This is a genomic window from Mycolicibacterium tokaiense, from assembly GCF_010725885.1.
Classification (GTDB): Bacteria; Actinomycetota; Actinomycetes; order Mycobacteriales; family Mycobacteriaceae; genus Mycobacterium; species Mycobacterium tokaiense.
The window spans coordinates 2,639,025-2,660,536 of the sequence record NZ_AP022600.1 but is presented as its reverse complement, the minus strand read 5'-3'; the positions used below and the strand labels follow the sequence as shown (position 1 = coordinate 2,660,536).

General features: G+C 68.5%; 24 protein-coding genes. 9 read left to right on the top strand and 15 right to left on the bottom strand.

Annotation, left to right across the window (positions count from 1 at the left end):
- Positions 1-5: 5 nt before the first annotated feature.
- A complete protein-coding gene (locus G6N58_RS12865; RefSeq protein WP_115278430.1) occupies positions 6-1,256 on the top strand; it encodes an NAD(P)/FAD-dependent oxidoreductase in 1,251 nt (416 codons plus the stop codon).
- A gap of 91 nt (positions 1,257-1,347) precedes the next feature.
- A complete protein-coding gene (locus tag G6N58_RS12860) occupies positions 1,348-1,800 on the top strand; it encodes a GreA/GreB family elongation factor (protein ID WP_068915051.1) in 453 nt (150 codons plus the stop codon).
- Between the two features lie 2 nt (positions 1,801-1,802).
- On the opposite strand, the gene G6N58_RS12855 is transcribed toward G6N58_RS12860, so the two are convergent.
- Positions 1,803-2,429 (bottom strand): trimeric intracellular cation channel family protein, encoded by a 627-nt coding sequence (locus tag G6N58_RS12855; RefSeq protein WP_115278431.1) that lies wholly within the window; start codon positions 2,427-2,429, stop codon positions 1,803-1,805.
- Between the two features lie 12 nt (positions 2,430-2,441).
- Positions 2,442-3,515 (bottom strand): DUF2855 family protein, encoded by a 1,074-nt coding sequence (locus G6N58_RS12850; protein ID WP_115278432.1) that lies wholly within the window; start codon positions 3,513-3,515, stop codon positions 2,442-2,444.
- A 37-nt stretch (positions 3,516-3,552) separates the two neighbouring features.
- On the opposite strand from G6N58_RS12850, the gene G6N58_RS12845 reads away from it, so the two are divergent.
- Entirely contained in the window at positions 3,553-4,155 is a 603-nt protein-coding gene (locus G6N58_RS12845; protein WP_115278433.1) for a TetR/AcrR family transcriptional regulator, read from the top strand.
- On the opposite strand, the gene G6N58_RS12840 is transcribed toward G6N58_RS12845, so the two are convergent.
- From G6N58_RS12840 to G6N58_RS12825, 4 genes are all read right to left on the bottom strand, one after another.
- Entirely contained in the window at positions 4,145-5,500 is a 1,356-nt protein-coding gene (locus G6N58_RS12840) for an MFS transporter (protein WP_068915047.1), read from the bottom strand. The genes G6N58_RS12845 and G6N58_RS12840 overlap by 11 nt on opposite strands.
- Before the next feature lie 64 nt (positions 5,501-5,564).
- On the bottom strand, positions 5,565-6,038 hold the full coding sequence (locus G6N58_RS12835; RefSeq protein WP_115278434.1) for a VOC family protein: 474 nt from the start codon (positions 6,036-6,038) through the stop codon (positions 5,565-5,567).
- A 41-nt stretch (positions 6,039-6,079) separates the two neighbouring features.
- Complete coding sequence (locus G6N58_RS12830; RefSeq protein ID WP_115278435.1) at positions 6,080-7,072, bottom strand: LLM class F420-dependent oxidoreductase; 993 nt, start codon at positions 7,070-7,072, stop codon at positions 6,080-6,082.
- Positions 7,073-7,083: 11 nt separating this feature from the next.
- Entirely contained in the window at positions 7,084-7,635 is a 552-nt protein-coding gene (locus tag G6N58_RS12825; RefSeq protein ID WP_115278436.1) for a TetR/AcrR family transcriptional regulator, read from the bottom strand.
- A gap of 74 nt (positions 7,636-7,709) precedes the next feature.
- On the opposite strand from G6N58_RS12825, the gene G6N58_RS12820 reads away from it, so the two are divergent.
- Together G6N58_RS12820 and G6N58_RS12815 are read left to right on the top strand one after the other, a co-directional pair.
- A complete protein-coding gene (locus tag G6N58_RS12820; RefSeq protein WP_115278437.1) occupies positions 7,710-8,927 on the top strand; it encodes an FAD-dependent monooxygenase in 1,218 nt (405 codons plus the stop codon).
- 9 nt (positions 8,928-8,936) lie between these two features.
- A complete protein-coding gene (locus tag G6N58_RS12815; protein ID WP_115278438.1) occupies positions 8,937-9,362 on the top strand; it encodes a pyridoxamine 5'-phosphate oxidase family protein in 426 nt (141 codons plus the stop codon).
- A 53-nt stretch (positions 9,363-9,415) separates the two neighbouring features.
- On the opposite strand, the gene G6N58_RS12810 is transcribed toward G6N58_RS12815, so the two are convergent.
- From G6N58_RS12810 to G6N58_RS12800, 3 genes are all read right to left on the bottom strand, one after another.
- Positions 9,416-11,563 (bottom strand): 3-hydroxyacyl-CoA dehydrogenase NAD-binding domain-containing protein, encoded by a 2,148-nt coding sequence (locus tag G6N58_RS12810; RefSeq protein WP_115278439.1) that lies wholly within the window; start codon positions 11,561-11,563, stop codon positions 9,416-9,418.
- A 3-nt stretch (positions 11,564-11,566) separates the two neighbouring features.
- Entirely contained in the window at positions 11,567-12,778 is a 1,212-nt protein-coding gene (locus tag G6N58_RS12805) for an acetyl-CoA C-acetyltransferase (RefSeq protein WP_068915040.1), read from the bottom strand.
- Between the two features lie 176 nt (positions 12,779-12,954).
- On the bottom strand, positions 12,955-14,052 hold the full coding sequence (locus tag G6N58_RS12800; protein WP_115278440.1) for an alkene reductase: 1,098 nt from the start codon (positions 14,050-14,052) through the stop codon (positions 12,955-12,957).
- A 75-nt stretch (positions 14,053-14,127) separates the two neighbouring features.
- Between G6N58_RS12800 and G6N58_RS12795 the strand changes: the two genes are divergently transcribed.
- Positions 14,128-14,754 (top strand): flavin reductase family protein, encoded by a 627-nt coding sequence (locus G6N58_RS12795; RefSeq protein WP_115278441.1) that lies wholly within the window; start codon positions 14,128-14,130, stop codon positions 14,752-14,754.
- Between the two features lie 3 nt (positions 14,755-14,757).
- Here the strand turns inward: G6N58_RS12795 and G6N58_RS12790 are convergent, their stop codons facing one another.
- Positions 14,758-15,333 carry a TetR/AcrR family transcriptional regulator gene (locus tag G6N58_RS12790; protein ID WP_115278442.1) on the bottom strand — a complete coding sequence of 192 codons (576 nt, stop codon included), beginning with the start codon at positions 15,331-15,333 and terminating at the stop codon, positions 14,758-14,760.
- Between the two features lie 106 nt (positions 15,334-15,439).
- Between G6N58_RS12790 and G6N58_RS12785 the strand changes: the two genes are divergently transcribed.
- Entirely contained in the window at positions 15,440-16,291 is an 852-nt protein-coding gene (locus tag G6N58_RS12785) for an LLM class flavin-dependent oxidoreductase (protein WP_115278443.1), read from the top strand.
- 2 nt (positions 16,292-16,293) lie between these two features.
- Here G6N58_RS12785 and G6N58_RS12780 read toward each other — a convergent pair whose 3' ends face one another.
- On the bottom strand, positions 16,294-16,710 hold the full coding sequence (locus G6N58_RS12780; RefSeq protein ID WP_115278444.1) for a Rid family hydrolase: 417 nt from the start codon (positions 16,708-16,710) through the stop codon (positions 16,294-16,296).
- A 92-nt stretch (positions 16,711-16,802) separates the two neighbouring features.
- On the opposite strand from G6N58_RS12780, the gene G6N58_RS12775 reads away from it, so the two are divergent.
- Positions 16,803-17,291: a MarR family winged helix-turn-helix transcriptional regulator gene (locus tag G6N58_RS12775; RefSeq protein WP_115278445.1), complete on the top strand. Its 489-nt coding sequence runs from the start codon at positions 16,803-16,805 to the stop codon at positions 17,289-17,291.
- Here the strand turns inward: G6N58_RS12775 and G6N58_RS12770 are convergent.
- Entirely contained in the window at positions 17,281-17,994 is a 714-nt protein-coding gene (locus tag G6N58_RS12770) for an SDR family NAD(P)-dependent oxidoreductase (protein ID WP_115278446.1), read from the bottom strand. The two genes, G6N58_RS12775 and G6N58_RS12770, sit on opposite strands and share 11 nt — an antisense overlap.
- Before the next feature lie 108 nt (positions 17,995-18,102).
- On the opposite strand from G6N58_RS12770, the gene G6N58_RS12765 reads away from it, so the two are divergent.
- Positions 18,103-18,705 carry a TetR/AcrR family transcriptional regulator gene (locus tag G6N58_RS12765; protein ID WP_115278447.1) on the top strand — a complete coding sequence of 201 codons (603 nt, stop codon included), beginning with the start codon at positions 18,103-18,105 and terminating at the stop codon, positions 18,703-18,705.
- On the opposite strand, the gene G6N58_RS12760 is transcribed toward G6N58_RS12765, so the two are convergent.
- From G6N58_RS12760 to lhgO, 3 genes are all read right to left on the bottom strand, one after another.
- Positions 18,695-19,471 (bottom strand): helix-turn-helix transcriptional regulator, encoded by a 777-nt coding sequence (locus G6N58_RS12760; protein WP_115278448.1) that lies wholly within the window; start codon positions 19,469-19,471, stop codon positions 18,695-18,697. The genes G6N58_RS12765 and G6N58_RS12760 overlap by 11 nt on opposite strands.
- A 21-nt stretch (positions 19,472-19,492) precedes the next feature.
- A complete protein-coding gene (locus G6N58_RS12755) occupies positions 19,493-20,233 on the bottom strand; it encodes an SDR family NAD(P)-dependent oxidoreductase (protein ID WP_115278449.1) in 741 nt (246 codons plus the stop codon).
- Positions 20,234-20,302: 69 nt separating this feature from the next.
- A complete protein-coding gene (gene lhgO, locus G6N58_RS12750) occupies positions 20,303-21,508 on the bottom strand; it encodes an L-2-hydroxyglutarate dehydrogenase (protein WP_115278450.1) in 1,206 nt (401 codons plus the stop codon).
- Positions 21,509-21,512: the final 4 nt, after the last annotated feature.

The following is a 21,512-nucleotide window of genomic DNA, read 5'->3' as shown; positions in this document are numbered from 1 at the left end:
CGGCAATGGTCGGCGACAGCATCGACGGCGCGCCGCGATCGGTGATCGTCGTGGGGGCGGGCATCGTGGGCCTGTCCACGGCGTGGTTCCTCGCCGAACGCGGAGTCGAGGTGACGGTGGTGGACCGCACCGGCGTGGCGGCGGGCGCGTCCTGGGGCAACGCCGGCTGGGTGTCGCCGGCGCTCACCATCCCGCTCAATCAACCGGCCACCCTGGCCTACGGTCTGCGGTCACTGTTCAATCCTGCTGCACCGCTGCATATTCCGCCCACGGCCGATCCGGCATTGTGGTCGTTCCTGGCGCGGTTCGCGGTGGCGTGCCGCCCGTCGGTGTGGCGGCAGGCGGTGGCGGCAAACCTGCCGTTCAACCAGGAATGCCTCGAGGCGTTCGATGTGCTGACCGGCAACGGCGTGGACGTTCCGACCACGGACGGGCCCATCACCGCGGTGTTCGGTACCGCCGGCCACGCTGCCCACCTCGAGGCCGAGCTGCGCGCGCTGCAGCGTGCCGGCCAGGAGCTCGACTACCGCCTGCTGTCGGGTGAGCAGCTGCGCGAGCAGGCTCCCCTGGTGTCGTCGGCCGCCGCGGTGGGGGTGAGCGTGGAACACCAGCGCTTCGTGGATCCGGGGCGGTTCACCCACGCGCTGGGCGGCGCGGTCACCGGACGCGGCGCCACCATCACCACCGGCGAGGTCACCGACGTCCGCCCGACCGCGCGGGGCGTCCAGGTGTTCCTGCGCGGCGAACCGCCACGCACCGCCGACGCCGTCGTCCTGGCCACCGGCGCCTGGCTCTCGCGACTGGCCGGCCGGTGGGTCCGCACCCCGGTGCGCGCCGGGCGCGGGTACTCGTTCACGGTGCCGGTGGACCGTCCGGCTCCGGGGCCGATCTACCTGCCCGAGGCGCGGGTGGCGTGCACGCCGTACCAGGGCGCGTTGCGCGTGGCAGGCACCATGGAGTTCCGCGACCCGGATGCCCCGCCGGTCGCCGCGCGGGTACGCGCCATCGTCGAGTCCGCGTCGCCGCTGCTCGACGGCGTGGACTGGGACCGGCGCAGCGACGTCTGGGTGGGCCCCCGACCGGTCACCTCCGACGGCCGCCCACTCATCGGCGTGGTCCAGCGCGGGGTCTTCGTCGCCGGCGGGCACGGCATGTGGGGTCTGGCGCACGGCCCGGCCACCGGTCGAATGATGGCCGAGCTGGTCACCACCGGAAAACGCAGCGCGGCACTGCAGGCCGTCGACCCGCTGCGCTGATCAGGCTTCTCCCCCGAGTCGTCAGGGGCGGCGCTGTGACCCGCCCCTGACGACGACCTTGTTGTTCCCGAACCACCCTGGAGGCACTTTCATGACCATCGCACAGCCGATCTGGCTGACCACCCAGGCGCACGGCCGGTTGATGGCCGAACTGGACCTGCTCAACAGCCTGGCCACCGGGCGCCGGGATGGCGACGACGCCAACGCCGTCGCCATCGAGCACGCCCGGCGGTCCCGGATCCAGCGCATCCACGATCTGCTGCTCCATGCCGTGGTGGGCCAGGATCCGCCCGACGACGGGGTCGCCGAACCGGGCATGGTCCTGACGGTGCGTTTCGCCGACACCGGCGAGACCGAGACGTTCCTGCTCGGCGTCGGCGGTGTCGAATACGGCGACCTGGAGGTCTACACCGTCACCTCACCGCTGGGGGCGGCGCTGGTGGGAGCGCGGCCCGGTGACCAACGCGATTACCAGGTTCCCAGCGGCGCGACGATGTCGGTGACCCTCGTCAAGGCGGTGCCTTACGGCCTGCACATGCGCTGAGGTCAGTGATGGCTGCGGGTTCGCGGCGCGTCCAGGCCGAAGTACACCCCGACGATCCGGATGACGAAGCACACCGCGGCCGACCCGAGCGCGGCCACGGTGCCGTGGTAGCCGGCGCTGTAGGCGGCCGACGCGCATCCGGCGCCGATCAGCGCCGGAATGGCGTACAGCTCACTGCGCAGGACGGTGGGGATCCGCCCGATCATCACGTCGCGGATGGTGCCGCCGCCGACGGCGGTGACCGTTCCGACGATCATCGCCTGCACCACACCGAATCCCATGTCCAGCGCCTTGTAGGCGCTCAGCACCGCGAACACGCTGAGCCCCACCGCATCGAGCACGACGATGGGCACCGCGAGCCGGTCCAGGCGACGACTCAGCAGGAAGGCGAGCAGTCCCCCGCCCGCGGCCAGGGCCAGGTAACGCCAGTCGACGAAGGTGGCCGGCGGCAGCGCGTCGAGCAGCACATCACGGATGGTGCCGCCGCCGAGTCCGGTGAACATGCCGAGGGTGATCACCCCGAAGACGTCGAGGCGTTCCAGCCGCACCGCGGTCAGCGCGCCGTTGAGCGCGAAGACGAAGGTACCCACGAAGTCGAGGGTGAGCAGCAGTGGCGACACCGAGGTCACCTTAGCTTCCGGCTAGGGCCGGATCACCACCGCGGACAGCGGATCCGAGCGGCCGGCCGCGATGTCGCGCCAGGTCGCATCGGCCGCCTCGAGACCGGATAGCGTGCGCACCTGCAGCCACGGGCAGGCCCATCCGTTGAGGTCTATCCGCGCCGCGAGGTAGAGCTGCTCGACCGCCTCCTGGCCGAGTTCGGCGGCCAGCTCCTGCTCTCGGTCACCGGTGTTGAACACCGACACCGTGGGGTCCTGCGGTGCGTCGGCCGACCAGCTGCGCAGATGGGTGCCTCCGACCACCACCGTGGCGGCCAGCCGGGACCCCAACCGGGTTCCCAGCGCGGCGCCCACCTCGGCGGAACCGGCCAGGTCGGCGTACACGACGTCCCCGCCGATCGGCAGGGCCGCGATGTCGTCGTAGGTCAGTACCTGCTCGTAGACCCCGAACGACTCCACGGCCGCGCGGTGGCGGGCGCTGGTGAGCCCGGTGACCGCGGTGCCCGCGCCGCTCAACAACCGGGCCAGCGCCGCCGCCGAGCGGCTCGACGCGCTGGAGACCACCACCCGGTCCGTCTGCTGCTGAAGGTCGCGGGCCAGCAGCGCGGCGAACGGGAAGACGGCCAGCAGCACGGTGTCGACGTCGATCTGGTGCTCGTCCCACTGCGCCAGCACCGGCGGTGCCGTGGTCAGCCGCCGGTAGATGGGCAGCATCGCAGCCCGGGGTTGGTCGACGGCCAGCACCCCCTCGGGCACGGCGGCGGCCCGCAGCGCGGTGTGGGTGGCCATCGGTAGGTACCCCGTCACCACGGTCCCCACGTCCGCGACGCCCGGCGGTGCGGCGAGCACGCGCGCGGCACCCCAGACCGGTACCCGCCCCCAGCCCGGCGTCGGTGACGGGTAGGCGTCCCAGGACCGCAGAAAGTCCGCGAGCATCACGTAGCCCAGGTTGTTGGTGGCGAGGCTGAAGCGCAGCACCTCCAGGACGAGGGCGTCAGGGTCATCGGGCAGACGGTCGGACACGATTCGGGTGTGCTCGAACGCGTCGGCACGGTCGGCTTCGAGAACGGATACGGACAGATTGTCGGAAGGCATGCCTCGAGGTTACTTGCTGATCGCATAGCATGTTGGCATGCCCGGTCGTCGTACCCAGCAGCAGCGCCGCGCCGAGACCGAACACCGTCTGCTCGACGCGGCCCTGGCACTGATCGCGGAGTCGGGCTCACGTGCCATGTCGACAGCGCAGGTGGGCGCGGCCGCCGGCTACAGCCGCGGCATCGTCACCCATCAGTTCGGCTCCAAGAAGGAACTGCTGCGCCGCGCCGTCGAGCACGCCCAGATCCTGGTCAGCGTCCCCCCGGACGCGACCGGTCTGCAGTGGATCCTCGAGCTCACCGCGCGGTATCTGGCGCTGCCGCCGGACGGCGTCGCCGGCGTCACCCGCGCATTTTTGTTGATGTGGGGCGAGGCGGCCGCCAACGACGTCAACGTCCGCGAGGTCTACCTCGAGCGGGACCAGTGGTTCCGCGACCTCATCGCCGGCGCGGTCGCCGACGGGATCGCCGCCGGTGACATCCGCGCGGACACCGACGCCGCCGCGTTCGCCTACCTGCTGGTGGGCCTGCTGCGCGGAACCGTGTTGCAGCTGATGCTGAGCGCTGACCCGACGATGCACGAACGGCTGCGGGCCGAGTGCCTGGCGTTGGTGCGCCGGCACCTGGCGGTCACGCCGTAGTGGTGACCTCGTCGAGGCTGGTGTCCTTGGTCTCGGGCATCACCAGCAGGGCGATGAAGGTCAGCGCGGCCGCCGCGGCCAGGTAGACCCCGACCCATCCGACGCTGTAGGTGGTGGCCAGATAGGTGGCGATGAACGGGGCGACGGCCGCACCGAGGATGCTCGAGAGGTTGTAGGAGATGCCCGATCCGGTGTAACGGACGTTGGTCGGGAACAGCTCTGGCAGCACCGCACTCATCGGGGCGAACGTCAGACCCATCAGTGTCATGCCGAGCACCAGGAACAGCAGTGTCATGCCTTCGCTACGCGTACCGAGCAGCAGGCCGAAGCAGGCGCCGAAGACGATGATGCCCGCGGTGATCACCAGCAGGGTGCGGCGGCGGCCGAACCTGTCGGCCAGCAGGCCCGAGATCGGCAACGCGCCGGCGAAGAACAACACCGAGATCAGTTGCAGATACAGGAAATCGACGTACCCGAAGCCGAGTCCGCTGCCGTCGGGCGGGCGCTTGCCGGTGCCGTAGCTCAGTGCCCAGGTGGTCACGATGTAGAACAGCGTGTAGGTGGCCAGCATGACGAAGGTCCCGATGATCAGCTGCCGCCAGCTGCCGCGGAACACCTCGGCCAGCGGAGTCTTGACCCGTTCGCCGCGCTCCACGGCGCGGGCGAAGACCGGCGTCTCGGTCAGCTTCAGCCGGACGTAGAGCCCGATCGCGACCATGATCGCCGACAGCAGGAACGGCACCCGCCAGCCCCAGGTGAGAAATGCTCCGTCGAGGTCGGGTTCGGTGTTGCTGTGCCCCAGCGCGATGATCAGGATCAGGAACAGCCCGTTGGCCAGCAGGAAGCCGAACGGGGCCCCGAGTTGGGGCCACATCGCCGCCCACGCGCGCTTCCCGGGCTTCGCGGTCTCGGTGGCCAGCAGCGCCGCCCCGCTCCATTCCCCGCCGAGTGCCAGCCCCTGGGCGAAGCGCATGACGGCCAGCAGCGCCGGCGCCAGCACACCCACCTGGGCATAGGTGGGCAGCAGACCGATGGCGAACGTCGCGATCCCCATCGTCAGCAGCGAGCCCACCAGGGTGGCCTTGCGTCCCACCCGATCCCCGAAGTGCCCGAACAGGATCGACCCCAGCGGCCGGGCGACGAACGCCAGACCGAACGTCGCCAGCGAGGCCAGGAGCGCCGCGGTGCCGTCGCCCTTGGGGAAGAACAGGTGCGGGAACACCGACACCGCCGCGGTGGCGTAGATGTAGAAGTCGAAGAACTCGATGGTGGTGCCCACCATCGAGGCCACGACGATGCGGCTGCGCGGCACCCCGGCGACGAGATTCTCGTCAGTCCTGGTCATACGTCACTCGTCCCTGTTTGCTCGGATGTCGACGAGGCATCTTCGCATCACCGGGGCGTCTGGGTCACATCGCCGCGACGGCGGCCTCCAGTTCGGCGACCACGATCTTGCGCATCCCGAGCATTGCCGTGGTGGCGGCAGCGGCCACCGCCGGATCATCGTGCTCGAGCAGTTGGTAGAGCCGCTCCGGCACGATCTGCCAGCTCAGCCCGTACCGGTCCTTGAGCCAGCCGCACTGGGATTCCTCGCCGCCGTCGGTCAACCGGGCCCAGTAGTGGTCCACCTCGGCCTGGTCGGCGCACCGCACTTCGAACGACACCGCCTCGGTGAAGCGGAACTCCGGGCCGCCGTTGATGCCGAGGAAGCGGTTGCCGTCGAGGACGAATGCGCCATAACAGATGTCACCGGGTTTGCCGGGTCCGGCCTCGGTGTAGCGCACCAGCGACTCCACCGAGGAGTTGGGGAAGACCGAGGTGTAGAACTCGATGGCTTCTTCGAGAGTGTTGTCGAACCACAGGCAGGGCGTCATCGTCGTCATACCCGTACCGACCCCGGGCGCGGCCGGAAATCATCGCAGTGTCACTGCAGTGCGGGGATGACCTCGCGCTCGAACATCTCGATGCCCGAGCGGTCGTAGGCCGCTTCGGGGAAGTAGCAGATCACGTACTCACAGCCCAGGCCGCGCAGGTTGGTCAGCGTCTCGATCACCTGCTCGGGTGTGCCCGCACCGGTGCCCGGGCCACTCATCGAGGCGATCATGGCGTCGGTGGCGTCCTGGCCGGCGACGTCCTTGACCCGCGACCGGATCCGCTCGAGGCGGTCGGCGACCTCGGCTTCGGAGGAACCGAGGACGACGTTCACGTTGGAGGACCGCACGATCGCGTCGAAGTCGGTGCCCACGTCGCGGCAGTGCCCGGCCAGGATCTCCGACTTGTTCTGGAACACCTCGGGGGCCGAGGCGAAGTTGGTGTACTGCGCGTACCGGGCGGCGATCCGCAGCGTCACCTTCTCCCCGCCGCCGGCGATCCACAGCGGGATCCCGCCGTCCTGCAAGGGTTTCGGCGCCACGATGGCCCCGTCCACCTGATAGTGCTTGCCGTCGAAGCTCACCACCCCGTCGCGCCAGGCGTCGCGCATGATCTGCACACCCTCGTCCAGGCGGCCCAGTCGCACACCGGCCGACGGGAAGCCGTAGCCGTAGGCGCGCCACTCGTGCTCGTACCAGCCGCCGCCGATGCCCATCTGCACGCGGCCCCCGGAAATCACGTCGACGGTGGCGGCCACCTTGGCCAGATACGCCGGGTTGCGGTAACTCATGGCCGTGCACATCTGCCCGAGCTTGATGCGCGAGGTGGTGGCGGCGTACGCCGCCATCAGCGACCACGCCTCATGGGTCGCTTCGCCGCTGGGCACCGGAACGGTGTGGAAGTGGTCGTAGACCCACAGTGAGTCCCAGGCCTTCGCGGTGTCGGCGTAGGTGGCGAGCCCGTTCATCACCGCCCACTGCTCTTTCGGGTCGATGCCGACCAGATCCAGACGCCAGCCTTGCGGGATGAACAATCCGAAGCGCATGACATCCGACTCTAGCCCGGGGACACCTGCTGGCCCAGTGCGGCCAGGGCACCGGCGACCACCGCGGCGCGCAGTTCGTCGGCGGGGGCGTCCGGGAACTGCAGGCAGCAATCCTGCAGACCGCCCAGGGCGATCACCGCGCGGGCCGACTGCTCCAGCGTGGGGTTCGGCCCGAAGATCAAGCGGCCCAAGCGTTCTCGCCAGGTCAGCATGGTGTCGATCAGCCCCAGGTCGGCGATGGTGCTGAGCTCGGAGACCACCAGCAGCAGATCGGCGCGGTGGCGGTAGTGGTAGTCGAAGTAGCGCTCCAGGATCTGCTGCGGTGACCACTCCGGGTGGGCCTCACATTCGGCCGCCAGCTGCTCTCCGCCCTCGATCAGCGGCGCCACGATGCTGCGGACCAGGTCCTCGCGGGAGCCGAAGTGGTAGTACAGCGCAGGCTTGGTGATGCCGAGCCGGGCGGCGATGTCCTGCAGGCTGGTGCGCTGCACACCTTTGACGGCGAACAGCTCCCGCGCCGCATCCTGGATGCGCTGGCGGGTGTCCGACCTGGGTGAACTCACCTGGCCACCCTATCTGACCGATCGTTAAGTAAGCTCAAGCCGTCACTTACCGACCGTTAAGTAAGGAGGAGGACATGCGCGTTCTGATTTCCGGTGCCAGCATCGCCGGACCGGTGTCGGCCTACTGGCTGGCCCGGCAGGGATTCAAGGTCACGGTGGTGGAGCGGGCCCCGGCGCTGCGCAAGACCGGCGGACACGCCATCGATCTGTTCGGCCCCGCCATGGACATCGCGGAGAAGATGGGCGTCGCGGACCGGGTGCTCAACCGGGCCACCGGCACCGACCACATCCTGGCCCGCCGGCCGGGCGCCACGCGGGTGACCCACGTCGACTACCGCAAGCTGTCCGCGGCCATCTCGGCGCGCCACGTCGAGATCATGCGCGACGACCTCAGCCAGATCTTCTACGACGCCGGGTGCGAGCACGTCGAGTACCTCTTCGGTGACCAGATCACCGCGATCGCCGACGACGGCCAGGTCACCTTCGCGCACTCCCCCACCCGCCAGTTCGACGTCGTCATCGGCGCCGACGGGCTGCACTCGGGGGTGCGGCAGTTGGCGTTCGGCGACGACGCCGGGCACACCGAGTTCCTCGGCGCCTACCTGTCGGTGGTGTCGGTGCCGAAATCTCTTGCGCGCGAGGGTGAGATGACCGGTTGGTTCGACGTGGACCGCAGCGCGATGATCTACACCGCCGATCACCTCGACAACGCCAGGGCGGTGTTCCTGTTCCGCCCCGCGGCCCCCTTCACCTACGACCACCGCGCCGCCGACCAGCACAAGGCGGTGCTGCGGACACGGTTCACGGGGATGTCCGCCGAGGTGGACCGTTGGCTGGCCGAAGTCGCCGGCACCCCGGCGTTCTACTTCGACGCCATCGACCAGTTGCAGCTGGACACCTGGTCGCGCGGACGGGTGACGCTGGTGGGTGACGCCGGGTACTGCCCCGGCCCGGCCGTCGGGGGCAGTACCAGCCTGGCGGTGGTGGGCGCCTATGTGCTGGCGGGCGAGCTGGGCCGCGCCGACGGCGACCACGCCGCGGGCTTCGCCGCCTACGAGCAGGTGATGCGCCACCCGGTCCTGGGTGCCCGAGCCTTGGCCAAGAGCACCGCCAGGACCATCCTGCCCTCGTCGCGGCTGGGCCTGCACGCGCTGCTGCTCACCGGACGGCTGATCTCACTGCTGCCGACACCGGTCACCTCCGCGGTCGCAGGTCTCAGCGACAGGGGTATCCGGCTCTACGACTCCATCCAGGTGCCCGACTACGCCATGGCCGTCGCCCGGCGCGGTTAGCCTTGCGCCATGGCCCTTTCCACCGCTGAACGCGAACAGTTCCTGGCCCAGCCGCACATCGCCGCGCTGTCGGTGCACGCCGGCGCCGGCCGCGGTCCGCTGACGGTGCCCATCTGGTACCAGTACACGCCCGGTGGTGAGCCCTGGATCCTCACCGGAACAGACTCCCGCAAGGCGCGGCTGATCCAGTCAGCGGGATTCTTCTCCCTGATGGTCGAACAGCTCGAACCCACCGTCCGCTACGTCGCGGTGGACGGTGCGGTCAGCCGCATCGAGCCGGGTACCGACGCTCAGATGGAGGAGCTGGCCCATCGGTACCTCGACGACGCCGCTGCCCGGCGCTACCTGGAATTCGCAGGAGCCAACTTCGGCGACCACGTGGCGATCTTCCTGCAGCCGCAGCACTGGCTGTCCTCGGACATGGGCAGCTTCTGAGGCAACAAAAGCCCCCAGCACGTCATTGTGCTGGGGGCTTTTGAGGTCTGCGGCTAGCTGGTCAGCGAAGCAGGCGGGGTGAAGCGCTCGCCGTAGCGCTCAGCGAGCTGCTTGGCCCGTGCCACGAACGCTTCCTTGCCGACGCCGAGCTCACCCTGGTAGCCGACGATGAACTGCGCGCTACCACCGGTGTACGGCGGGAAGCCGATGCCCATGATGGAGCCGATGTTCGCGTCGGCAGTGGAGGTCAGCACGCCCTCGTCGAGGCATTTCTGCGTCTCCAGCGCCTCGGCGAACAGCATGCGATCGATCATGTCCTGCAACGGGATCTCGCTCTTTCCCGATCCGAACGTGTCGGCCAGGCCCTCCCACAGACCGACGCGCTTGCCGTCGACGTACTCGTAGAAGCCCGCGCCCTTGAGCCGCGACGGACGGCCGATCTCGATCATCTTGTTGACGACCTCTTCGGCCGGGTGCGCCACATGGGTGCCGCCTGCCGCCTCGGTCGCCTTGCGGGTCTCGGTGGCGATCTTCTGCATCAGCTCCAGGTTGAGCTCGTCGGAGAGCTGCAACGGCGCGGCCGGGTAACCCGCCTGGGCACCGGCCTGCTCGATGCTGGCCGGGGCAACGCCCTCGCCCAGCATCGCCAGCGCCTCGTTGACGAAGGTGCCGATGACGCGGCTGGTGAAGAAGCCGCGGCTGTCATTGACCACGATCGGGGTCTTGCCGATGGCCAGGGTGTAGTCGAACACCCGGGCCAGCGCCTCGTCGGAGGTCTTCTCGCCCTTGATGATCTCCACCAGCGGCATCTTGTCCACAGGGGAGAAGAAGTGGATGCCGATGAAGTCTTCCTGGCGCTTGACCCCGGACGCCAGGCCGGTGATCGGCAGGGTGGAGGTGTTGGAGCCCAGCAGCGCGTTGGGTCCCACGATGTCCTCGATCTCCTGGAACACCTTGTGCTTGAGTTCCTGGTTCTCGAAGACGGCCTCGATCACGAAGTCGACACCCTTGAGATCCTGCGGGTCAGCGGCCGGGGTGATGCGGGCCAGCAGCGCGTCGGATTTCTCCTGCGTGGTGCGGCCCCGCTCCAGCGCCTTGGCTTCCAACTTCTCGGAATAGCCCTTGCCCTTCTGGGCGGCTTCGAGCGAAACATCCTTGAGCACAACGTCATAGCCGGCCTTGGCCGAGACGTAGGCGATGCCTGCGCCCATCATGCCCGCGCCGAGCACGCCGATCTTCTTGATCTCCTGCTTGGCGATGCCGTCCGGGCGCGAGGCGCCACCGTTGATGGCCTGCAGGTCCAGGAAGAACGCCTGGATCATGTTCTTGGCGGTCTGGCCGGTCACCAGCGAGACGAAGTAGCGGCTCTCGATGCGGGTGGCGGTGTCGAAGTCCACCTGGGCGCCCTCGACGGCGGCGTCCAGGATGGCGCGCGGCGCCGGCATGGGCGCACCCTTGAGCTGCTTCTTCAGCAGCGCCGGGAACGACGGCAGGATGGCGGCCAGCGCCGGATGCGACGGCGTGCCGCCGGGCATCTTGTAGCCCTTGGCGTCCCACGGCTGAGTGTGGGCGTCGGGATTGGCCTTGATCCACGCCTTGGCGGCCGGCACCAATTCCTCGGTGCTGGAGACCAATTCGTCCACCAGGCCGATCTCCTTGGCCTTGCCCGGCTTGAAGCGGGTGCCCTGGCTCAGGATCTCCATGAAGGCCTTCTGGATGCCGAACATGCGCACGGTGCGTGCCACGCCGCCACCGCCGGGCAGCAGACCCAGGGTGACCTCGGGCAGCCCGATCACCACACCCTTGACGTCAGCGGCGATGCGGTGGTGGGTGGCCAGCGCGATCTCCAGGCCACCACCGAGGGCGGCGCCGTTGATGGCGGCCACCACCGGCTTGCCCAGGGTCTCCAGCTTGCGCAGGTCGGCCTTGATGAACTCGACCTCGGCGAAGGATGCCGCGGCGTCGTCGGGGCCGACGGTCATCATGCCCTTGAGGTCACCGCCGGCGAAGAAGGTCTTCTTGGCGCTGGCGATCACCACACCGGTGATCGAATCCTTTTCTGCTACAAGTTTTTCCACGGCATTGTGCATGGATTCCTTGTAGTGCTCGTTCATCACGTTGGCCGAGCCGGTGGGATCGTCCAGCGTCAGGGTGACGATGCCGTCGGCATCCTTGTCCCATGTGATGGTGTTTTCAGCCATTGGTCAGACCCTCTCGATGATGGTGGCCACACCCATGCCGCCGCCGATGCACAGCGTGATCAGCGCACGCCGGGCGCCGCGCCGCTCGAGCTCGTCGACCATGGTTCCGGTGATCATGGCGCCGGTGGCGCCCAGCGGGTGGCCCATCGCGATTGCGCCACCGTTGACGTTGAGCTTCTCGTCGGGGATGCCCAGGTCCTTCTGGAACTTCAGCACCACCGAGGCGAACGCCTCGTTGAGCTCGAACAGGTCGATGTCGTCGACGGTCAGGCCTGCGCGGTCCAGCACCTTGCGGGTAGCGGGCGTCGGGCCGGTCAGCATGATGACCGGGTCGGCGCCGCTGGTGGCGGTGGCCACGATGCGCGCCCGCGGGGTCAGTCCCTGCGACAGGCCGGCCTTCTCCGAGCCGACGAGCACCAGCGCGGCGCCGTCGACGATGCCGGAGCTGTTGCCGCCGGTGTGCACGTGGTTGATCTTCTCGACGTAGTGGTACTTCTGCAGCGCCACGTCGTCGAAGCCGCCCATGGCTCCCAGGCCCTCGAAGGCCGGCTTGAGCTTGGCCAGGCTCTCCAGGGTGGTGCCGGGCCGGGTGTGCTCGTCGTGGTCGAGCACCACCAGGCCGTTCTGATCCTTGACCGGGACCACGGACTTGGCGAAGTAGCCGCCGGACCAGGCCGCAGCTGCCCGCTCCTGCGAGCGCACCGCGTAGGCGTCGACGTCCTCGCGGGAGAAACCCTCGATGGTGGCGATCAGGTCCGCGCCGATGCCCTGCGGGACGAAACCGACGCGGTAGTTGGTCTCGGGGTCCGACGCCCAGGCGCCGCCGTCGGAGCCCATCGGGACGCGGCTCATGGACTCGACGCCGCCGGCCAGCACCAGGTCGTCCCAGCCCGAGCGCACCTTCTGCGCGGCGGTGTTCACGGCCTCGAGGCCGGAGGCGCAGAAGCGGTTGAGCTGGAAGCCGCCGGTGGTCTCGGGCAGCTTGGCCACCAGAGCAGCAGTGCGGGCGATGTCGCCGCCCTGGTCACCCACGGGGGAAACGACACCCAAGATGACGTCGCTGATCAGGTTCTCGTCCAGGTCGGGGTAGCGCGCGCGGATCTCGTCGATCAGGCCGACCACCAGGTTGACCGGCTTGATCTCGTTGAGGGAGCCACCGCGCTGCTTGCCGCGCGGTGTGCGAATGGCCTCATAGATGAAGGCTTCTTCGGACATACGTTGTCTCCAGGTCCTGTTCAGGGTTGATGCAGGGAGGTTTGTCCTCTATCGCGCCAGCCTAGCAGCCTCGCCCAACCGCTTGGTTGGGAGACTGGTCACGTTCTGTGCCCTGCGGACACGACAACGGACGATCCGCGGGGCGGATCGTCCGTGTCGTGGTTGCCGCGCGTGGCTCAGACCTGCTGCAGCTCGGCCATCGTCGGGTAGTCGGTGTAGCCCACCGGCCCGGGGGCGTAGAAGGTGGCCACGTCCGGCTCGTTGAGCTCGGCGCCGACCTCCAGCCGACGGATCAGATCCGGGTTGGCCAGGAACGCCCGGCCCACTGCGGCGGCGCTGATGACGCCCCACTCGGCGAGCTCCTCGAGTTGGCAGAAGCTGGTGTCGCGCTCGCGGCCGGTGTTCAGCACCACCGGGCCGCCCCAGAGCGAGCGCAGGGTGGCGAACACCGGGTCGGAAGGATCGATGAGGATGTGCAGGTAGGCCAGGCCCAGGGCATCGATGCGCCGCAGCAGCGCCTCGTAGGCGCCCACCTTGTCGTTCTCCTGCATGTCGCCGGCGGTGTTTCCGGGCGAGATCCGCAGACCCACCCGGCCCGCACCGATCTCGTCGGCCACGGCCTCGACCACCTCGGCGGTCAGGCGCGCCCGGTTCTCCGGCGACCCGCCGTAAGCATCCGTGCGCTGGTTCACCACATCTGACGAGAACTCGTGCAGCAGATAGCCATTGGCTCCATGGATCTCCACGCCGTCCATACCCGCGTCCACCGCGCGACGGGCCGCCGACCGGAACTGGCCCACGATGGTGCCGATCTCCTCGACCGTGAGCGCCCGCGGGATCTGCAGCGCCTGCTTGCCCGACGGGGTGTGGGTGGTCAGGTTCGCGCCGACAGCCGACGGACCCACCACGTCGAACCCGCTGATCTCCGGGTGCGCCATCCGGCCGACGTGCCAGAGCTGGACGAACATCTTGCCACCGGCACTGTGCACGGCCGAGGCGATCTCGCCCCATTTCTCCTGGTGCCGGTCGGTGTACAGGCCCGGGGTGTTCATGTAAGCGCCGTTGGCCTGCTCACAGATGGCCGTCGCCTCACTGATGATCAGACCCGCCGCGGCGCGCTGGGCGTAGTAGGTCACCGCCAGGTCCGACGGGGTGGCGTCGGCATCGGCACGCGATCGGGTCAAGGGCGCCATGAAGATTCGGTTCTCGGCGGAGGTGTCGCCGATCTGAATGGGCTTGCGCAGCGCCGCATCACTGCCGAGGGTGAAGGTCATGCAGCTTAAGAGCGCACGGGCACGGGAATTCATTCCCGCCTAGCATGGTCTGCCAGTCGACCCGCAGGAGAGCACGTGGCACGCGAAGGCGCCCATTACTACCGACCCGCACAGGGAACGGGGTTGCCCCACGACCCGTTCAACGCCATTGTCGCCCCCAGGCCGATCGGCTGGATCTCGACGGTCAGCGGCGAGGGCGTGGCCAACCTGGCCCCGTACAGCTTCTTCAACGGGTTCAACTACCACCCGCCCATCGTGGGTTTCGCGTCGGTGGGATGGAAGGACTCGGTGGCCAATGTCGAGGCGACCGGCGAGTTCGTCTGGAACCTGGCCACCCGGGACCTGGCCGAAGCCATGAACGAGACGTCGGCGCCGCTACCACCCGAGAGCGACGAATTCGTCCGCGGCAAGCTGACGGCCGTGCCGTCGACCCTGGTGTCAGCGCCACGGGTACTGGAGAGCCCGGTGAACTTCGAGTGCACCCTGACCCAGCTGGTGCAGTTGGCCACGAGCGCCGGTGAGGCGGTCCCGACCTGGCTGGTGCTCGGCGAGGTGGTGGCCGTGCACATCGACGCCGAGCTACTGAACGACGGCATCTTCGACACCGGCGCCGCGCACCCGATCGTCCGGGCCGGTGGGCCGGCCCAGTACTTCGAGATCACCCCCGACGCCGCGTTCGAGATGCGCCGCCCCAGCAGCTGAGCATCAGCGGGTGCGTAGCCCGGCGATGAGCAGGCCGACCAGCGTGCGCGGGTCGTAGCGGCCGTCCCCGTCGCCGATGCACAGGTTCCCGATCCCGCGCAGCAGGCCGTACGCCTCGACGCCGGACACGATGTCGCCGGCCTCCGATGCCGCCGTGAGCAGTTGGGTGGCCACCGGCAGAAGCTGGTCCAGGAAGTAGGCGTGCAGGGCTTCGAAGCGTGCGCTGTCGGAGTGCAGTGCCGCCGCGAGCCCGTGTTTGGTCACCAGCAGATCGACGAACATGTCGACCCAGGTAGTGAGGGCCTGGTACGGGTCGGTGCGAGCCAGCAGCTCGGGTCCGGCGGTGGCGCAGGCGTCGATCTGATGCTGATAGACAGCGATGATGAGGTCGGCCCGCGTGGGAAAGTGCCGGTAGAGCGTCCCCATCCCAACCCCGGCCCGGGCGGCGATGTCGCGCACGGGGGCGTCCACGCCATTCTCGATGAACGCGGCGGCGGCGGCCTCCAGCAGGGTCTGCCGGTTGCGTCTGGCATCCGACCGCACCCGGCCTGCCGCCACTTCCGTTCTGTCGTCACCCACCGCAGCTCCCTTGCAAAACGGAGCACCGCTCCGTATTGTCGTATGCGGAACGCCGCTCCGGTTGTTCCGCTCCCATCATGCCAGCCCCGGCGGAGAGAGACGTGACATGCCATCGTTCGGAATCCTCACCGCGCCTCAGCAGGTCGACTACGGCGACGTGCTGCGCGTCTGGCAGGAGGCGGACGCCATCGATGCGATCGAGCATGCGTGGCTGTTCGATCACCTGCTGCCCATCGCCGGCCCGCTGGAGGGCCCCATCCTCGAGGGCTGGACGCTGCTCTCGGCGCTGGCCGCGGCCACCGAGCGACTGCGCCTGGGAATCATGGTGACCAGCAACCGATTTCGGCCGCCCGCCGTGCTGGCGAAGATCGCTACGACCGTCGACATCGTCTCCGGCGGGCGACTCGACTTCGGCATCGGCGCCGGATCGCGGCCCAGCGTGCCGATAGCCCGGCGCGAATACGAAGCCAACGGACTGCCGTATGACACCTTCGGCTCGTCGGTTGATGCTCTCGCCGAGGCCTGTGTGGTGCTCAAGCGCCTGTGGGCCGACTCCACACCGTTCGATTTCGACGGTGCGCACGTCCGCCTCACCGGCGCCATCGGCAACCCGTTGCCGGTGCAGCGCCCGCACCCACCGATCGTGATCGGCGGCCGCTCGACACCCACATTGCGGGTGGTCGCCGAGCACGCCGACATCTGGAACGCCCCGGGCGGCGACATCGCCGACCTGGTGGCGCGCAGCTCCCGACTCGACCAGCTCTGCCACGACATCGGCCGGGACCCGGCGGCGATCGTGCGCTCGGTTGCACTGCCGGTGTCCTACGACAATCCCATTCCTACAAAAAGTGCTGTCGCCGAGGTGATTTCCGCAGGATTCGAGCACATCGTGCTCATCCTCCCGGCCCCGTTCCCGGACCGGGCGGCCCGGTGGGTGGCCGACGAGATCATCTGCTGACGTCAGTCCCCGACCACCGCCGTCACCCGGATCTCGACGCGCATCTTCGGAGCGCCGAGCACGGTGACGCCGGTTTCGGTCCAGATGGGTGCCCGGTCGTCCATCCTCTTCCGGAACTGAGCCACCATGACGTCGTTGTGAGCGTCAAAGGCGCCGTCCGGTTCACTGATCACGTGGTAGGAGTTCACGTGCACCACGTCGGACCAACTGGCACCGGCGGCGGCCAGGACCTTCTCCACGTTGTCGAAAGCCTGCACGATCTCGGCCTCGAGGGATTCCGGAAAATTGAGGTCGTCATCCCAGCCGCCCTGTCCGGAGATCTCGACGACGTTGCCGATCCGCACCGCCTGGCTGTAATGCCGCTCTTGACGCATCTTCTCGCCCACTCCGGGGGTGACGAAGAATTCGACCGCTGCCATGGTTCGCCTTTCGTTGATGACTTCACGCTTGAACTGACACTAGCAGCAATGACTTCACACGTGAAGTTATTCCCAAGGGATAGGCTGCACGGATGGCACGCAGCGAGGAACCGGAGTGGCTCACCCCGCAGGAGAAGGAGGCCTGGACCGGCCTGGCGGCGATCATGCTGATGCTGCCCGGCCGGCTGGATTCCGCACTGCGCGAGGTGGACCTGACGCTGTTCGAGTACCTGGTGCTCAGCCACGTCTCCGAAGCGCCGGACCGCCGGATCCGCATGAGCGAGTTGGCTTTTCTGGCCAACGGCTCACTGTCGCGACTGTCCAACGTGGTCAAGCGATTCGAACAGCGCGGCTGGATGACGCGCTCCCCCGATCCCGACGACGGGCGCTACACCCTGGCCCACCTGACCGACGACGGCTTCCGACTGGTGGTTGTGGCGGCGCCGGTGCACATGCGCTCGTTGCGACAGCTCGTGCTGGACCCGCTCACCCCCACCGACCTGCGCGCGCTGACGCGGATCGCCGACAAGTTGCGCGTGGTGCACCCGAACTTCGGTGCGCAGCAGGGCTCTACAGGCTGAACGTCTGCGGCGGCCCGGCGAGGGTGGCCTTGGCCGCGACGCTGTGCGCGTCCAGGATCTCGATCTCATCGGCTTCCAGTCCGTCGAGCGCGAGCGTCACCAGGTCCGCCGGGTCCAGCACCGCGCCCTCGGCGAACTCGATGCCGTGGCGCTCGGCGAAGTCGAACAGAGTCTGGGTACCGATCAACCCCGGCACCAGCGCGGAAACCAGGGTGCCCTGCTCCTGCAGCTCGAGGCGAACCGCGTTGGTCAGGCCCCACTCCGCCGATTTGGACGCCGCGTAGGCAGTGTTGCCCAGCACGGTGGTCCACGCTGCGGCCGACAGCACGTTGAGGATGGCCCCGCCGCCGTTGCGGGCCAGAATGGGGGCGAACGCCCGGATCATCGACAGGGTGCCGAAGTAGTTGGACTCCATGGTGGACCGGATGGCGGCCAGGTCTCCGGTGACGAGATTCCCACCGGCGGCATCGGCGGCGTTGTTGATCAGTACGTCCACGTCGCCGGCGGCCGCTGCGGCCGCTGCAACGGAAGCCTGGTCGGTGATGTCGAGCTGGAGCACCTCGGCCCCGGGGATGCCCACCGACTCGGGCCGCCGGGCGGTGGCGTAGACCTTGGCGCCGCGCTCCAGCAGTCCCCGGGCGAAGTGGTCCCCGATACCCCGGTTGGCTCCGGTGACCAGCGCGGTGGCTCCTGACAACTTCATGTGTCCTCCAACAGCTTTCGTATGAACTCGGCAACATGACCGTATGGTCATGTTCATCGGCCACGGTGCCACAAGATGACCGCGCGGTCAACTTGCTAGTCTCCAGGGGTGAGTTCCCCCGCCCGCCCGGTCCGCGCCGACGCCGCCCGCAACCGCACTCTGCTGCTGGCGGCAGCCGAGGAGGAGTTCGCCGAGCGAGGGCCCGCGGCGTCGGTGGCCGACATCGCCCGCCGCGCGGGCATCGCCAAGGGCACGGTGTTCCGGCATTTCGACACCAAAGAGGATCTGATCGCGGCCATCGTCTGCGGGCACATCGCGACACTGGTCGACGCTGCCCGACAGCGTTCCGATGCCGCGGATCCGGGCGCGGCGCTGCTGGAGTTCCTGACCATCGCCGCCGACCAACGCCGGCAGCACGACCTGACCTTTCTGCAATCCGCGAGCAACGACGACCCCCGGGTGGCGGAACTGCGCGACGCCCTGCACGACAGCTTGGGCGTGCTGGTCGACCGCGCTCGTGACGCCGGTGCCCTGCGGCCCGACATCACCGAGGCCGATGTGTTCCTGTTGATGTGCGCGCCCATCCACGCCGTCGAGAATCTCAGCGCCCCACCGCCATTGCTGTGGCAGCGCTATCTCGCCATCATCTTCGACGGGCTACGACCCCAGGGCGCCCACCCGTTGCCGCAGCCGCCGCCGGTCATTCCATGATGGAGAACATCACGATGCTCTGATCGCGATGGGGATCGCGCAGCATGTCGCAGGCCAGCGCGAGCGGGCCGAGAGTGTGGTGGTCGACGTATTTGATCATGTGGGTTGACCCGACAGCCGTTGCATCGCCCCATAATTCGACGAACTCGGGGCTGCCGTTGCACAGGTCGTTGATCAGCTTCTGAGTCTGCTCGTCACGCGGATAGCGAGCCAGCGTCGTGCGCAGCTGGCCCACCACGATGCGGGAGAATTCGTCGGCGTGGGACATCCCGTAGTGCGGGGTCAGGCCCCCCGTCGGCAGAAAGTGCCGTCGCGCCACATTGCGCTCCGACCGATCGAGGGCGCCGAAATCCTCCATCAGCAGCTCCGCCTGGGCGTTCCACGCCAACACGTCGAACCGGGCGCTCAGCACGATGGCAGCGGTGGAACCCAGACCCTGCACCAGCTTGGCCACGCTCGGGGAAACCTCCATGCTGGGTTCGCTGCCCCACGGAACGGTCCGCCCGATCAGCTCGAACAGGTGCCGTCGCTCATCATCGTCCATCCGCAACGCGTCGCAGATGGCGCTGACCACCTGATCCGACGGTCCCGCGCCGCGCCCGCGCTCGAGGTTCGTGTAGTGCTCCAACGAGATGTGCGCCAGCTGTGCCACCTCTTCGCGGCGCAAGCCCGGGGTGCGGCGACCGCGGTCGCTGAACCCGTAGGCCTGCGGGTCACGACTGTCGCGAACTGCCCGCAGGTACCTCCCCGCCGCGTGTGCATCCATACCTCGATAGTGGCACGCTGCTCACCAGGGCACGAGTTCTCCCTGGTCGCTGAAGAACAGCCCGGTGCGCAGTTCGCCGGACAGCGCCACCCCGACGATGCCCGCCGCGCCCTCGGCCGGGTCCCCGGCGCCCTCCATCGGTTCGCCGTTGCTCAGCCCGGTGGCACGGTAGCCGGGGCTCACCGAAACCACGGCGATGTTCTGCGCGGCAAGCTCTTTGGCGTAGAGCACGGTCAGCATGTCCAGCGCGCTCTTGGAGGCCTGGTAGGCGGCGGTGGCCACGTGGCTGAACGGCCAGTCCGGATCGTTCACCAGCCGGGTGGACCCGAGCTCGCTCGAGACGTTGAGCACGCGGGCCCGTGACGATGCCCGCAGCAGCGGCAGGAATCCGTTGGTCACCGCGGCCACGCCCGCGACGTTGGTGTCGTAAGTGGCGAGCATCGACTCGCGGCTGACCGCCGATGCCGGCTGCAGGTCGCCGGCAATGGCCGCGTTGTTGATCAGCAGGTCCACCCGACCGTGGGTCTGGCTGACCCGGTGCACCGCCGCGGCGATGCTCTGGTCGTCGGTGATGTCGATGGTCAGCTGCTCGACCTGCAGCCCCTCGGCGGCCAGCTTCTCTGCGGCGTCGGATCCGCGGCCGGGATCACGCGAGCCGAGCAGCACCCGGGCGCCGGTCTGGGCGAGCTGGCGTGCGAGGTGGAATCCGATGCCGGTGTTGGCGCCCGTGACGAGGGCGATGGTGTTCTCCTGTGTGGTCATGGCTCCAGCACACCGGAAAAATGGGCGGCCAGGCAGGCACAACCTCTACCCCCGTCCGCCGGGAATACCTCAGGGGTACAGCTGCGCGGCCAGCGTCTCGCCGATGGGCAGCGCCGACGTGGCCGCCGGTGACGGCGCGTTGAGCACGTGAATGCTGCGCGCGGTGGTCTTCAGCAGGAAGTCGTGCACCAACGTGCCGTCCCGGCGCACCGCCTGGGCGCGGATGCCGGCCTCCATCGGAACCAGATCCGAGAGTGTCAGTTCGGGACAGTACTTGCGGCACTGCGCCAGATAGCCGCGCTTGAACAACGAGTTGGACAACTCGCGCGCACCGGTGCGGACGTTGGCTCTGGCCAGTTTCCACATCCCGGGGAAACGCAGGTACTGCGCCACATCCGCCGGCGTCACCGCACCCTTGCCGTACCGCTCGCGCGCGAAGCCGAGCACCGCATTCGGGCCCACCGTCAGGGTGCCGTGGATGGTGGGGCTCAGATGCACACCCAAAAAGGGCAATTCGGGGTCCGGAATGGGATAGATCAGGTGCGCCACCAGCCCGTTGCGCGACGGCGGCAGGGTGAAGTACTCACCGCGGAACGGGATGATCTGCACCTCCGGGTCCAGACCGGCCATGGTCGCCAGGCGGTCGGCCTGCAGGCCCGCGCAGACGACGAGATGTGCCGCAGTCCAGGTCTTCTCGGCGGTGTCGATCCGCACCTGCTCGGCGGACTCATGGATGCCGGTGACCTCCACGCCGGTCTCCACGACGCCACCGGCGGCCACCACCAGCTCGGCCAGCACCTGCGACACCCGCCGGTAGTCGATGATGCCGGTGGTGGGCACCTCGATGGCACCGCAGCCTCGGATGTGCGGCTCGGCCTGGCGTAGTTGCGCCGCATCCAGGATGCGGACGTCCAGGCCGTTGACCTGAGCCCGCTCGAACAGCGCCAGCATCCGCTGGTGTTCGGCGTCATCCGTGGCGACCAGCAACTTGCCGGTCGTGTCACACGGGATGCCGTGTTCACGCGCAAAGGCTTTGGTGTCGTCCGCGCCTCGCTTGCACAACGTCGCTTTCAGACTGCCCGGCTCGTAGTAGATCCCCGAGTGGATGACGCCGCTGTTGTGCCCGGTCTGGTGGGTGGCAACGCCGGTCTCCTTCTCCAGCACCGCCACGGTGATGCCGGGGCGGCGCTGCTGGATCTGCCACGCCGTCGCCAAACCGACGATGCCGCCGCCGATGACGACAACATCGGCAGCGTCCCTGCCGTGAGCGCTCATCACA